Origin of the sequence: Gemmatimonas aurantiaca (assembly GCF_037190085.1) — a bacterium.
Lineage (GTDB): Bacteria > Gemmatimonadota > Gemmatimonadetes > Gemmatimonadales > Gemmatimonadaceae > Gemmatimonas > Gemmatimonas aurantiaca_A.
Genome location: NZ_JBBCJO010000002.1, coordinates 171512 through 185088, shown reverse-complemented (window position 1 = coordinate 185088; position 13577 = coordinate 171512). Strand labels below are relative to the sequence as shown.

Sequence of the window (13577 nt, the reverse complement as noted above, 5' to 3'; positions counted from 1 at the left end):
GCAACCGCTCCCGTCACGGCAACCGCGTCAACCCCACATCATCCAGCAGGATCGCGCCCACGCGCTTGTGATCGAACACCAGACGGATGGTGCGCAGCGTGGCCGGATCGAAGGCGCTGTTTGCCGCCGTGAACGCACTCATCGGCGCGACGTAGGTCTGCATCACCTGTTCCGACAGCGTCGAGAACTGCGCCTTGTCGCGCCCCTTGCGGCGATACACGTAGCTCTCGATGGGCATGCGCACGGCGCCGAGTGCGCTCAGGGGGACGCGGGCCACGTGGCCCGCGGCGTCTTCCACTTCCACCGAAAAGTCGGGCGGGATGGTGTCCTTTTCCGGCTTCTTGGCCGGCGGCTTGGCTTTGGGCTTGGGCGCGGGCTTCTTCGTGCCGGCACTGTCAGGTGCCGCAGAGTCGGTGCGGGCCGGACGCGGCACCTTCCGGGCGCCGGGTTTCTGATCGGTGACGCCGATGGTGAACAGCAGCGCGCTGCGCGCGCCAACGTTCCAGGCCCGGCTGAGGGAATCGGGCACCGTGATGTTCACGCGGGCCGGCCAGCGCGGCACCGTGGAGTCGGCGCCGGCCGCCGGTGTGTTGTTCCAGCCGATGGTGGCCGCATTGCTGCGGAACGTGGCCGAACGATTGCGCGTGGTGACGTCGTTTTCCTTCCACGTGCTCACCGAATCCGCGGTGATGCGCACGCCCGGCGCCGTTCCCGACGAGACGTCGACATCCTCGTCGAACGTGGCGAGCCACTGTGTTTGTGCGTCGGCGTATCGCGAGAGATACATGGTGGGCGGCAGCCAGTCGCCCGCGCTGCGATAGTCGCGGAAGATCTCACGATACGCGTCCATGCCCTTGAGCGTCGCATCGAGAAAACCACCGATCACGACACGGCCGAACCGTCGCTGTTCCTCGCCGTCGATGAGGGCCTTGAGCTGCAGCGCACGGACGGAATAACTGCCGTTGTCCTTGTTGTTCCAGACCGTGTTCCACTGTCCGTGATTGGCCCGGTACATCCAGATGGCGCTCTTGAACTCCGGTCCCGGGCGTGTGAAGCGGAACCGGTTGTACTGTGTCAGCCCCATGAAATTGGAGACATCACCGTCATGTGAGCCGTGAATCACGAGGTAGTTGTAATCGCTCACCGGCGTGGGCTGTTCGGCGGGACGGTACTGTCCGTCCACCGGCGCGATGGCCACGAGCGCCTTGATGTCGAAGTTGAAATCGAACTTCTGCGTGGCGTCGTCCGGATAGGCTGGCAGCCGGTTGAACGCCCCGGCGATGGCCACGGCCTCGCCGCCGCGGGAATGCCCCATGAGCGCGATGCGCGTCATGTCGATCTTGTGATGCAGCGGTTTTCCCGCCGAGTCGTTGAGCGCGCGGAAGACTTCCAGATGCTTGAGCAACACCCAGCCGCGTGCGTCGTTCTCGCCGCGGATACCGCCATTGAGGAAATTCTCGTCGATGGACGCGAGAATGTATCCCTTCGAGGCGAGCAGTTCGCCCAGCCAGGCGTATCCCGGATCGGAGAACTCCTTCATGTTGTGATTGCCGTGCACGACGAGCACGAGCGGAAACGGTCCCGCGCCTTCGGGATACCACACCCGCGCATTGAGCGGGAACTTCGTGTTGTCGTAACCCCAATACTTCTTGCGGCTCTTTGCCACCGGCGGATCCATGCGCGCATACGGCGATGCGTCGATGGTTCCCGTGCGATAGGTGATGGAGTCGCGGAACTCCGGCCGGCGGATGTCCTTGCCGCTGCCGTAGTACAGCCGGTGCACCGCCAGCGTCCCCGGTTGCCCGGGGTTGGGCGCGGTGATGGTGCGCCGGGCCAGCACGGTGCTGGCGTCACTGGGGGCAATGGTCAGCGGCTGTACACAGCCCTGCAGAACGAGACCGGCTGCCACGCAGGGGGCAGCCGCCAGAAGCCAACGACGGGGAGACGACATGCCGGACGTTATCCGGAGGTCCGTCCTCCCGCCACCACATTCGTCCCCCCGTCCCCAGGATGTCCCGACGACTGGTTCGGGCGGCGCTCCGGTGCCGCCTCTCGCGGGAGCGCCTTCGGGAGCGCATGTTCCCGCCATGGACCGACGCCTCTTCCTCTCCGCGCTCGCCGGCAGCAGTGCCTTGCCGGCGCTTTCGATGCCGCAGTTCTCCGCTGGGGCCATCCGTCGCCTGTTCGATGCCGCCGATGTGGCGCGCAGTCGTGGCGTGGATCTGTTCGATGCCCAGGCCCCCACGTGGACCGGATCGGCCGAGGAGGCGCGGCGGTTTGCCGCGGACGAGGATTTCTGGGAGCCCGTGCAGCGGGCCTTCGATCTCGATCGCACCTGGATCAATCTGAACAACGGCGGCTGCTCACCCGCGCCCTCGCACGTCATGGCGCAACTCGAACGGGATCTGCGGTTTTCCAACGAGTTGCCCGTGATCCACATGTGGCAGACGCTCGAGCCGCGCATCGAGATCGTGCGCCGCGAGCTCGCACGCGAGTTTGGATGCGATACCGAGGAAATGGCGATCACGCGCAATGCCTCCGAGGCGCTGGAGACGCTGATCTTCGGCATCGATCTCAAGGCCGGGGACGAAGTGATCGTCAGCAACCAGAACTACGGGCGCATGATCAACGCCTGGAAACAACGGGTGAAGCGCGACGGCATCGTGCTGAAGGAGATTTCCTTCGCCGTGCCGAATACCACGCCGCAGTCGATCGTCGACCGGTTCGCCGAAGCGATCACCCCGCGCACGAAGGTCATGGAGATCACGCACATCACCAACCTCACGGGGCAGATCCTTCCCGTGAAGGAACTGGTGGCGATGGCCAGAGCGAAGGGCGTGAAAACCTTCGTGGACGGGGCGCATGCGTTCGCGCAGTTCCCCTTCACGCGCGACGAACTGGGGTGCGACTACTACGGCACGAGTCTCCACAAGTGGTTGCTGGCGCCCATCGGCACGGGCTTTCTCTATGTGCGAAAGGACCAGATCCCGTCCATGTGGCCGCTGATGGCGGGCAATCCGGGGCAGGAAGCGGACATCCGCAAGTACGAGGAGATCGGCACGCATCCTGCCGCCAATCACAATGCGGTGTCGGTGGCGCTCACGTTTCACCGGGCGCTGGGGGCCGCACGCAAGTCGGCGCGTCTGGTGTATCTGCGTGACCGCTGGGCGAAGCGTCTTCTGGCCGAAGGCGACGGTCGTGTGAAGGTGCTCACACCCCTCGATTCGAAGTGGGGCGGTGGTATCGGGTTCTTTGCCGTGGACGGACTCGATCCGGTCAAACTGGGCGGCTGGCTCGTGGGACAGCACCGTGTCGTGCAGACGCCCATCACCCATCCCGAATTCAACGGGATCCGCGTCACGCCCAATGTGTATAGCACACTGGACGAGGTCGACCGATTCTCGGAGCTCGTCCTTTCGGCCATTCGCAAGGGGATCGCCTGATCAAACGGTTCGTCCGGCCGGCGTTCGTTTCGATCGCCAGGTCGAGCGGGATGGGGTGCGTGGTGCCCATGCTGCTCGCGACATCGATCGGAATGCCGGCATCGTCGGTGATGGCACAGGGCGCACCGGTCGCGCCGGCATTCGAAGGCGCGATCACCATCCGTCTGTCGGCACGGACGCCGCAGGGGATGCGCACGGAGCAGGCGGAGTATCTCGTTCGCGACGGCAGTGTGCGGGTGAACGTGGGAGGAGCGCGGGGCATGGCCGTGCTGGCCGCGGCCGGCGAGCAGAAGCTGCATCTGCTGATGCCGGCGCAGCGCAGCTATACCGAGTTGCCGATGACGGCGTCGGCGCTGCTGGAAGCGGCGGGTGCGCCGCCCGCCGATGCGCAGATCACCCGCACGGGCCGCACGGAAACCGTGGCCGGACTTTCCTGTGAGCATGTGATGGTGTCACGCGGCACATCGTCCACCGACGTCTGTCTCACCAGAGAGCTGGGACGGTACGTCAATCCGCTCGATGCCATGAGCGGCGGCAATCTTCCCGTGTGGCAGCAGGCGCTGGCCGCGGAAGGATTTCCGCTCAAGGTCACGATGTCGGACGGAGGGGTGCCATTTCAGGTGCTGACCGTGGAGCGCCGGGTACTGCCGCGGGATCTTTTTGCCGTACCGCTCGATTACACCCGTACCCAGCCGCCGCGTCGCCGCTGACTCCGGCGGGCCGGCTCCCCTCGCCTGAAACCTTCGGCGACCGCCCTCGTTAGGACATCAGGAACCGGCCCAGGCATCGTCGCCATGTCGTCCGGCGCAACTGAGTCTTCGGAGGAACCATGTTCTCCTTTTTGCTGTCGTTCGCGATCGCCACGGTGCTGGCCATCGTGTTGCACGGGTCGGCGCGCCGGTTCGTGCGCAACCGTCTTCGTTACGTCGATGCCGTGCAGAAGGCTGTGGCGCCCTGGCTGGCCGGTGGCGCGGTGTTCTGCGTGGGAGCGGTACTCGCCGGTCTCCCGTTCATCGGCATCGGCACGGCGCTGACAGCCGGTCTGGCCGTCGGCACGGGTGTGGCCGCGGGTGCGCGCGACATCCGTCAGGGCACGTCGCCGGTGGTGTACGGCACCTCGCGGTCCTGAGTAACCTCATCGGATGAGGGGCGGGAGCGGCGCGCTCCCGGGTGCGCCGTTCCGGTCGCACCGTCCGCGTCGCAGGCTCGGCATCGCGCCGCGATCGGACATGCCGCGATCGGACATGCCGCGCTGTACAATTGGGGATGACCACCCCGCCCCTCATCTCCCGCTACCCGGCCCTGCCGTGGGTTGGACCCTTTGCGCTGTTCATGCTCTGGCTGGCGCTCGCGCCATCGCTGGGGATCCCACAGCCCTGGGAATCGGTGTTTCGTGTCGGCGTATTGACCGCGGTGCTGCTCACGCTGTCCCGCGACATTGTGTTTTCGCTGCGGGTGCGCCATGCCGCCGCCAGCATCGGGCTCGGCCTCGCCGTGTGTGCGCTGTGGGTCCTGCCCGATCAACTGATGCCGGGCTGGCGTGACCACTGGCTCTTCCAGAACCAGATCACCGGCAAGGTCACCAACTCCATTCCCGTCGCCGAGCTTTCCGATCCGCTCGTGATGACGCTGCGCGTCCTGCGTGCGGCGATTCTCGTGCCCATCATCGAAGAACTGTTCTGGCGCGGGTGGTTGCCCCGCTGGCTCGTCAACAACAACTGGCAGCAAGTGCCCCTCGGCACTTTCAACGTCGTGGCTTTTGTCGCCACGGCCGTGCTGTTTGCCAGCGAGCATGGCCCGTTCTGGGAAGTGGGGCTGGCCTGCGGCCTGATCTACAACTGGTGGATGTGGAAGACCCGCTCGCTGGGCGATCTGGTGCTCGTGCACGCGGTGACGAATGCCGCGCTGTCGGGCTTCGTGCTGCTGACCGGGCAGTACGCGTACTGGATGTAGACGGAAACGCGGAACGGCGCGGACACGGCGCTGCGGCGGCGTGCTTCAGAACTCGCGCAGCAGCAGCGCCTGTGGTCCTCCGAAGTCGAGCAGCAGCGTGTCTCCCGGCCCATGGGTGAGACGCACGGACATCGAATGCGGGGTCGCCGGATTGTCCGTGTGCAACAAATCGCCGTCGATGCGGTACAGCAGTTGGATCACCTGATCCCGTCCGCCCACGTCGACGTGATAGTACAACTCGCCGTCCATCCGGAACTCCATGCGGACACCGGGCGCGAAGTCGAGCGAGGGGTCGGCGCGCAGCAGGCGCCAGGTTCCCAACAGCCAGTCATGGGTCATGCGGGAAGCACAATCGCGTGGAAATGCCCTGCGAGGCGTGGGACCGGGCGCCGCCGCAACGGCCCACTGCCGGGTGACCATCGGTCGTGACCAAGACCACGGTCACGGCGTCCTGAAGGGAGTCCCTTTCCCGGAGCACCCATGCCGACCCCCAATCGCCAGAATGTCCGCGCTCACGCCCTGCGACTCGATCGGAGTTCGATCGTGCAGGGCGCCATCGCGTTGCTGCTCGCCTTCCTCGTGGCCTGGTTGTTCAACCTGCGCTGATCCGCGAACGGAGGACTGCGGACTCTGAACCGCAGTCCTCGAACCGCATCACCGCCACGCCGCCGTCTGCATGCCGTTGGCATCGCGCACATACGGTACCCACAGCAGGGCAACGAACTGGACCCGCACGTCGGTGCTCCTCGCCGCGACGACCACGGACTCCAGCGGTTCCGACTGCGCATCATAGCTGGCGCCCAGGGCGTCGATCTCGCTCTGCAGGGTGGCATTGAGCGCGTTTTCCTGCTCCCGCAGCGCCTGCACCGTCTCGTTGGCACGATCCACGTCACCGGCCTGCTGCGATGCGCGTCCCATGCCCCGGGCAGCCGTGCCGAGCTTGCCGATGGAGCCGGCTCCGATCTTGCCCCGGCCAAAGATCGCGCCAAGGATGGCGCCGCCCACCGAGATGGCGGTGTTCATCTTGGCCTGTGACGCCTGCTGCTGCTCCCGCTGCACGGCCTGCTCCGCACGGCGGATGCGCTCCTGCAATGCCGTGAACTTGCTGTCGTACTTGCGGCGCAGCGCCTCGATCTTTTCGTCGCGCGACTCCCGTGCCAGCTGCTGCAGCCGGATGCGGAAATCGCGTTCGCTCTCGCCTGCCTGTGAGGTGACCTTGAACGCCGGACTCCGGTAGAGCGTGACCTGCTCGTTGGTCACCACCCATTTCTGCAGGTCCTTGCTCCAGGCCGCATAACTGCGGGCATTGCTGGCGGCGGGAGGCACCGCGCCGAAGCCCGCGCCATTGCGTGCGGATCGTTCGAGCGCCGAGGGTTCGATATCCAGGCGTTCGGCCTGATCCCAGTCGAGTGCAATCGGACCGTCGTCCACCGAGGCGAGCAGCGTGACGCGCCGTTGCTGCGTGATCCCCAGCTTGGCGTTCGAGAAGCTGACATCGGAGAGCCCCAGCACGGCCGGATGATATTCGAGCGCGTCGGACGCGCCGGCACGACCCACGGGGGGCAGCCAGTACTGTGTGATGTCGGGGGGCAGGACGGGTGCGGCTGCACTGCGGGCGGCTCCGTTGCCGGCCAATGGAGTGGCGGTCGTTGCCGCTGATGTCGCGTTTCGGGCGGCCGTGCCGGTCGATGATGCACCGGCGGACGCACTGTCGGTCGTCGCTGCACGCGACTGCGCGGTCACCGCGCGGATCTGTTCGCGCGTCATGGGGCCGGCCAGATACGACAGCGTCCAGCGGGTTTCGAACGTGAACGGCGCCGGTTCATGCACGCTGTGCAGCAGGAACACGCGCTTGCCCAGGCCCGCGATGGTCTGTTCCAGCGCGGCCCGGTCGAAATGCTGACTGCCCGCCGCGCCTTCGAGCCCTTCCATCACGCGCATCTTGTCGCGTTCGGTCTGCAGACGGCCGATGAACCACGTGCCGGTGTTGGAGAGGCCGCGGTAGTCGAGGTCGACGGGGTTCTGCGTGGACAGCACCACGCCCAGTCCGAAGGCGCGCGCCTGCTTGAGCAGTGTGAGCAGCAGCATCTTCGACGGCGGGTTCGCCACCGGCGGCATGTAGCCGAACAGTTCGTCGATGTAGAGGATGGCGCGCAACGAGCCCGTGCCGGGCTGCGCACGCACCCAGGCCAGGATGTCGGCCAGCAGCAACGTCACGAAGAACATCCGTTCGGCGTCGCTCAGATGCGCGATGGACACCACCGAACCACGCGGCTTGCCGCTCGGGTCGTACAGCAGCGACGCCGTGTCGAGTGCCTCACCCTGCAACCACGACTGGAAGCCCGGCGCGGCGAGCAGGTTGTTGAGCTGCATGGCCAGCGCCATGCGGTCTTTGGGTGGGAAGACCGTATCGAGCGGCATCACACCCACCGTGGTGAACGGCGGCGTCTGGATCCCGCCGATCAGCGAGGCGAGATCGAGGCTCCGGCCTTCGCGCCAGGCGTGACTGAGCAGATTCGCGATGAGAATGTGCTCACGACTGGTGATCGGATCGGCGTCGATGCCCAGCAGGGCGAGCAGGCTGGTGGTCGTCGCATTGACCCGCTCCTGCAGCAGCTCCGCATCGTCGAGAATGGCTGCCGGCGGCGCATCGAAGGCGCGCAGTACCGACAGCGGTTTGCCGGCGCTGCTGCCCGGCGTGTAGATGGTGACGTCCGCGGCATCCATGAGCCGCTGGATACGATCCGGCGACTGCCCCCATCCGGCGATGCCTTTTTTCCACAGCTCCGCCTGCTGTTCGGCGAAGACTTCCGGCGTGACTCCCGCGGTCGCGGCCTGCTGCGGATCGATCCACGGCCGGAAATCCTCGGCGGCGAGACGCGGGAAACGCAACGCCAGATTGCCGAGATCGCCCTTGGGATCGATGGCGATGACCGGAATGCGATCGATCAGGGCCTCCTCGATGAGATCGATCCCCAACCCCGTCTTGCCGCTGCCGGTCATGCCGATGATGACGGCATGGGTGGTGAGATCTTTCGCGTCATAGAGCACGAGATCGTCGGTGCGTGTGCGTGTGCCGAGATCGTAGTGCTTGCCGAGATAGAAGGCGCCGAGTGTTTCGAAGTCAGTCACGGTGCGAAGTGTGGCGGTAGGACGATGTGAAACGATGTCTGCGGATCCTGTCGGGACTTGGCGTGGCCTGCATCAGGTCCCGTACTCCGGTCTTGTACTCAGGGCGTGCGCCGTGCCACGGTGAGCATCTGCTCGGCGTGACGTCGTGCATAGTCGATTTCGAAGCTGCGCAGGGCGACGGGCTTTCCGTCGACCAGCTTGTCGCTGCGCACGACCGCATCGCCGGCCATCTCGAGCGTCACCCGCACCTCCATCGGAGACGGGGTGCGGTCGGGCGATTGCATCGTCTGCGTGCGTATTTCGCTGAAGCTCGACAGGGTGCCTTCGCGGGTGTACCGGAGATCGCGCGAGAGGTGGCCATCGGCGCCAAAAGTGGCGGTCTCGATGATGCGGGTGATCGCGCCATCCGTGCGTTCCGCGCGCCAACGGATCTGCTCGTCGCCCTCCTGCCACTGGCCCGAGAGATCACCGGGAGGTGTGGCGGCAGATGCGGAGACCGGCCCGCTCGCGGAGGGCGTGGACTGGCTGCTGTCGGCGGCGACGTCGGGATTGTCGGTGCAGGCAACGAAGCCGAGGCCAAGGACGAGAGCCCCGCGCGCCAGTCGGCCCATGCGCCCCGTTCGGCGACCGCATCGGGTATCCCATCGGGTATCCCTTCTGGGATCTCCTCGGAGATCCCACCACCGGGCCGCTGCACTACGTCCATTCATGTCGGGGGAGCTCCCGGGACGCGGCATGTCAGAATTCCCGACGCTTCATCTCCTTGAAAATCTCCTCGGCTTCCGTCCCCTGGACGGGTTCGGTCTTGCCGCGGGTGGCTTCGAGTGTGGGGTCGAAGGCCTGCTTGGCGGGCTTTTTCACCTGGTTGGCCTTGGCCTGGGTTTTCTTGAGGAGGGCCTTCAGCTGCGCGTCCTTCATCGGGAGTACTCCGGCGGGAGAAAGAGAAACCACTCAATGACGTTGGAGCCCGCTCGATCCACTGTAAAGGTGCGGGTGAAAGGTGCGGGCGTCCGTGGATCACGCCGGCCCCGGGAAGGGGCACACAGGCCAGGAGGGCCATCCCGGCGCGTTCAGGCGCCGTCCTCGCGGGAAGGGGGCGGCCCGGAGCCGGCGGGACGGCCAGTGAAACCGCCCGGTGCGGCATCGCCGGCGGCCCATCGGGGCCGGGAAAGGCCCGTTCGTGACAGAACGGGTGCCAGCCCGGCAGCATATTCCTGTTGACACTATGGCCAGTCCGCGCTAGCCTCTAGGAGCACTCATTTCAGGTTGGCCGCATTACGATGCGGGACACACGAGAGCAGGCGACTTCGGGGACCTGCCTCTGGCGGGTCCTTTTTCGTGGGTGATCAGTGGAAACGACGTGCCGCTGTGGTCGTGTGATCACAGCAAACCCGCGCGGGGGTCTGGTCCGCGAACCAACACGAGTGCTCGGTGCGTACGGCAGGGCCGGACTCCGAACACAACAGCAACAGGAGTAGTGCCATGCGTACGACCGGCAAGGTGAAGTGGTTCAACGATGCCAAGGGCTTCGGTTTCATCACGCCTGATGACGGCTCGAAGGATTGCTTCGTCCACCACTCGGCCATTCAGGGCGGCGGTTTCCGCACCCTGGCCGAGGGCGAGCGTGTCGAGTTCGACATCGTTCAGGGTCAGAAGGGCCCCGCGGCCGAGCAGGTCACGAAGATCCGCGGCTGATCGCGATCTCCGGATCTGAAAAAAAGGCCACCGGTCATCCGACCGGTGGCCTTTTTTTCGTCAGTCACGCGGCGTCGCGATCACTCCGTGCGGACCGATGCGCAATGAATTGATCGCCAGCTGGACTTCACGCAGGAATGTCAGCAGCCCGATGATCAGGCACAGCATGGTGAGAAAGAAACACGTCACCACGAATCGGGAAATGTCCCAATCGCTCACCGCGCTCATGAACAGCGTCATGATGATCACGCACACGAGCAGCGCGGCGGTGCAGAACAATCCGATCGCCCGATTGATGTGCTGCGCGCGCCGGGCCAGCATATGCAGGTCGCCGCCCACGACGATCTTGTGCTCCCCGGTCAGATCCAGGAGATGGTCCTCGAGCATGCGGGCGCGGTCGACCACCCGCGCCAACCGGTTCGTGAGCACCACCAGCATCGACGCGATACCCGTGAGCAGGAAGACGGGGGCGATCGCCATCTGGATGACATGAGCGATCGTTTCGACGCGGGCATCGGGTTGCATGGCGAGCAGCTGTACGGCGGGAAGAAATGACACGGGAGTGGAGAATGTCCGGGGTTATCGGATCTCGGCGTTGCCGCGGTAATAGTCACCGAGCAGATGTTCGGCGAAATATTCCATCAGCATGCGCTGGTTGTACGTGCTGTAGATGCCCCGGTAGCCGTGCGGTTCGCCGGGATAGACGAAATAATCGAAACGCTTGTTGGCCCGCATCAGGGCGTTGGCGAGCTTGATGGTGCCGCCCGGATGCACGTTGTTGTCCAGATCTCCGGTGATGAGCGCGAGGTTCCCTTTGAGGTTGCCGGCGAGTTCATCGTTGGTGGGAACCCGGATGTCGAAGCGGATCCTGTCGTAGTTGGTGGAATCCTGCGCCACCTCCCGGGCCGCACCGGCCGTGTTGCCGGGCCCACCGCGGCGCTGGCCATTGCCGGCTCCGCCCGACCCGTTCGCTCCACCCGTGCGTGACGAGTCGGCCCTGGCGATCACCCGGACGCCGTGGTTCCACTCGCTCCAGTTCTGGTTGTAGATGTTGTTGTCGTGATTCCCCGATTCCGACCAGCCCACCTTGAAGAAATCGTTGTACGGCGGCAACAGCATCGCCGCGGCCGTCAGGAATCCGCCGCCCGAATGTCCGAAGATGCCCACCCGGTCGAGGTCGATGTACGGGTGACGCGCGGCCAGCTGTTCGATGGCGGCTTTCTTGTCGGCAAGCGCGTAGTCGCGCAGGTTGCCGTATCCGTAGCGATGGTAGGCGAGTGAGCGCTGCGGGGCACCGCCACGATGGCCCACTTCGATCACGATGAACCCGAGTTGCGCGAGTTGCAGCAACGGCTGCCGCACGCTGAACCCGGTGGTCACCCCCTCCGTCTGCGGACCGGGATACACGTAGGCGATGATGGGATAGCGCTTCGTGCTGTCGAAGTCGATGGGCTTCCACATGTTGCCGAAGAGCTCCGTCACCCCGTCGGCGGCTTTCACCGAAAACGGTGCGGCCACCGTGAACCCCAGTTCGGTGATCTTCGACAGATCCATCTCCTCGAGCTTCGTGATCACGCGTCCCGTGATTCCGTCGCGCACCACCGATGCGGGAGGTTGATCCATGCGCGAGTACGTGTCGTAGACGTACCGCTTCGTGGGGGAGACGGTGCTCGTGTGCGTGGCATTGCCGGGGTCGAGGAGCGTCAGTCCCGTCCCGTTGCCATTCACACGATAGAGGTGGGTCTGATAGAGCTGTTCGCCGGGCTCGCGCCCCTGTCCGGTGAGCCAGACCTGCTGCGTGGTGGAATCGATCTTCGTGATGCCGTCGGCGTTCCACTGTCCCGTGGTGAGCGCATGCTTCTCGCCGCCATCGAAGCCGTACACGTAGAACATGCCCCAGCCGGTCTTCTGGGACCACCAGAGGAAATCACCGCCCTTCTTGAGATAGCGGATGGGTTTGGGCTCCAGAGCCGCGCCTTCGATGGCATCGGTGAGCAACGTCTTCGTCGCGCCGGTGGTGACATCCACTTCGATGAAATCGATGGCCCGCTGCGGACGATCGCGACGCACGAGCCGCACCTTCTCGCCGCTCACCGGCCAGTGCACGTCGAGCAGCGTCTGGTCCTTCCACTTGCGCACGTTGATCTGCTTCACGGCCGGTTCGCCACGCCGATAGATCCACAACTCGGTCTGCGTGACGTCTTCCTCCCCCGGCATGGTGTACTTGTAGTGCAGCAGCGCCGGCCGAGGCTGGGCGAGCACATTCACGAGGAAGAGTTCCTTCACCTTGCGCTGATCGCGGCGCAGGAACGCAAAGCTCCGGGAATCGGGCGACCACACGACCGCGGGGCGCACGCGCATGTCGTTGGTATTCCCTTCGTCGCGTTCATCGTCGTTCTCGCCCTGGTTCTGCTGGCCGCCGCTCAGCGCATTGAGCTGACGTCGGTTCTCGGTCGTGTCGCGGAATCCGAACGTGTAGTCCTCCACGCCGTCATTGCTGATCTTCGTGGTGTCGCCGCGCGCGACGTCCACGACGTACAGGTTGTGATCGCGGGCAAAAACGAAGGCCGTGCTGTCGGGCGAAAAATTGCGGTAGTCGCGATTGGCGCCGCCGCCGAAACCACCACCACCACCTCCTCCGCCACCACCGCTTTGTGTATCGCGCTCTTCATCGGCTGGTGGTGGTGCGCCGCGGGGCAAACGTCCGAGTGACGCCAGCGTTTCCGTGGCCAGCGTCCATTCGTACCGCACCGTGTCGACCGTGAACCGGAAGCCCTTGTGGCTCTTCAGGAACGTGATGGTCTGGAACGGCAGGTTCGTCGCGTCGTACGGCTTCTTGCTGAGCAACGTGAGCTGCTCGGCCATCTTGCTCGGATCGAAGAGCGGACGTTTGGTGCCGCCCGTGGCCGAAGGGACGTAGAGCATGAAGCGCGACCCGTTCCGGTCACGCCAGTTGTAGAACATCGTGTCCGACTGGCCCAGGAAACGTGGCTGCAGTGTCTGTGTGTAGGTGATCGCGCGCAGCGCGGCGGCACTGAATCGATTGGCGAGGGCCCAGTTGGCGCGCTGCACGCGGCCGTCGGCCGGTGCGGCGGCGGACGGCCCTTGCGTGGTGCCCTGTGCATTCTGCGCCTGCAGTGCGCTGGTGGTCAGCAGCAATGCCGTGGTCAATGTTCCCAGCGTTCCTGCCGTTACCGCCACGCGACCGCGATGGCGTCGATGAACCGTCATGTCCTGCATCCTCCGGTGAGCGAGTCCCGCGGTCGACCGAAGGCGTGGACACGCCATCGTCGCGCCCTGCACAGGTTGTCGCCACAGATTTACTCACCGGAGACGCTTCGTGCTGGCCGTCGC

13 protein-coding genes are annotated in these 13577 nt (G+C 65.3%); 6 read left to right on the top strand and 7 right to left on the bottom strand.

Features of this window, described 5'->3' with window-relative positions:
- Positions 1-13 precede the first annotated feature (13 nt).
- Positions 14-1951, bottom strand: a complete 1938-nt coding sequence (locus tag WG208_RS02430) for a hypothetical protein (RefSeq protein WP_337169721.1) — start codon at positions 1949-1951, stop codon at positions 14-16.
- Between the two features lie 136 nt (positions 1952-2087).
- Between WG208_RS02430 and WG208_RS02425 the strand changes: the two genes are divergently transcribed.
- The 4 genes from WG208_RS02425 (at position 2088) to WG208_RS02410 (ending at position 5396) form a co-directional block, all read left to right on the top strand.
- On the top strand, positions 2088-3443 hold the full coding sequence (locus tag WG208_RS02425) for an aminotransferase class V-fold PLP-dependent enzyme (RefSeq protein ID WP_337169720.1): 1356 nt from the start codon (positions 2088-2090) through the stop codon (positions 3441-3443).
- 68 nt (positions 3444-3511) lie between these two features.
- A complete protein-coding gene (locus tag WG208_RS02420; RefSeq protein ID WP_337170015.1) occupies positions 3512-4153 on the top strand; it encodes a DUF4412 domain-containing protein in 642 nt (213 codons plus the stop codon).
- Between the two features lie 119 nt (positions 4154-4272).
- Positions 4273-4572 carry a hypothetical protein gene (locus tag WG208_RS02415; RefSeq protein WP_337169719.1) on the top strand — a complete coding sequence of 100 codons (300 nt, stop codon included), beginning with the start codon at positions 4273-4275 and terminating at the stop codon, positions 4570-4572.
- Positions 4573-4709: 137 nt separating this feature from the next.
- Complete coding sequence (locus WG208_RS02410; protein ID WP_337169718.1) at positions 4710-5396, top strand: CAAX prenyl protease-related protein; 687 nt, start codon at positions 4710-4712, stop codon at positions 5394-5396.
- A 45-nt stretch (positions 5397-5441) separates the two neighbouring features.
- On the opposite strand, the gene WG208_RS02405 is transcribed toward WG208_RS02410, so the two are convergent.
- Positions 5442-5735 (bottom strand): hypothetical protein, encoded by a 294-nt coding sequence (locus tag WG208_RS02405; protein ID WP_337169717.1) that lies wholly within the window; start codon positions 5733-5735, stop codon positions 5442-5444.
- A gap of 141 nt (positions 5736-5876) precedes the next feature.
- Between WG208_RS02405 and WG208_RS02400 the strand changes: the two genes are divergently transcribed.
- Positions 5877-6002 (top strand): hypothetical protein, encoded by a 126-nt coding sequence (locus WG208_RS02400; protein ID WP_337169716.1) that lies wholly within the window; start codon positions 5877-5879, stop codon positions 6000-6002.
- 48 nt (positions 6003-6050) lie between these two features.
- Here the strand turns inward: WG208_RS02400 and WG208_RS02395 are convergent, their stop codons facing one another.
- The 3 genes from WG208_RS02395 to WG208_RS02385 form a co-directional block, all read right to left on the bottom strand.
- Complete coding sequence (locus WG208_RS02395; protein WP_337169715.1) at positions 6051-8528, bottom strand: DUF87 domain-containing protein; 2478 nt, start codon at positions 8526-8528, stop codon at positions 6051-6053.
- A 98-nt stretch (positions 8529-8626) separates the two neighbouring features.
- Positions 8627-9139, bottom strand: coding sequence for a hypothetical protein (locus tag WG208_RS02390; protein ID WP_337169714.1), 513 nt, complete (start codon positions 9137-9139; stop codon positions 8627-8629).
- 127 nt (positions 9140-9266) lie between these two features.
- Entirely contained in the window at positions 9267-9446 is a 180-nt protein-coding gene (locus WG208_RS02385) for a hypothetical protein (RefSeq protein WP_337169713.1), read from the bottom strand.
- A gap of 564 nt (positions 9447-10010) precedes the next feature.
- Between WG208_RS02385 and WG208_RS02380 the strand changes: the two genes are divergently transcribed.
- A complete protein-coding gene (locus WG208_RS02380) occupies positions 10011-10223 on the top strand; it encodes a cold-shock protein (protein ID WP_337169712.1) in 213 nt (70 codons plus the stop codon).
- Between the two features lie 60 nt (positions 10224-10283).
- On the opposite strand, the gene WG208_RS02375 is transcribed toward WG208_RS02380, so the two are convergent.
- On the bottom strand, positions 10284-10781 hold the full coding sequence (locus tag WG208_RS02375; RefSeq protein WP_337169711.1) for a DUF2721 domain-containing protein: 498 nt from the start codon (positions 10779-10781) through the stop codon (positions 10284-10286).
- 21 nt (positions 10782-10802) lie between these two features.
- The gene (locus tag WG208_RS02370; RefSeq protein WP_337169710.1) at positions 10803-13454 is read right to left on the bottom strand and encodes a DPP IV N-terminal domain-containing protein; all 2652 of its coding nucleotides are present in this window, start codon (positions 13452-13454) and stop codon (positions 10803-10805) included.
- Between the last annotated feature and the right edge of the window lie 123 nt (positions 13455-13577).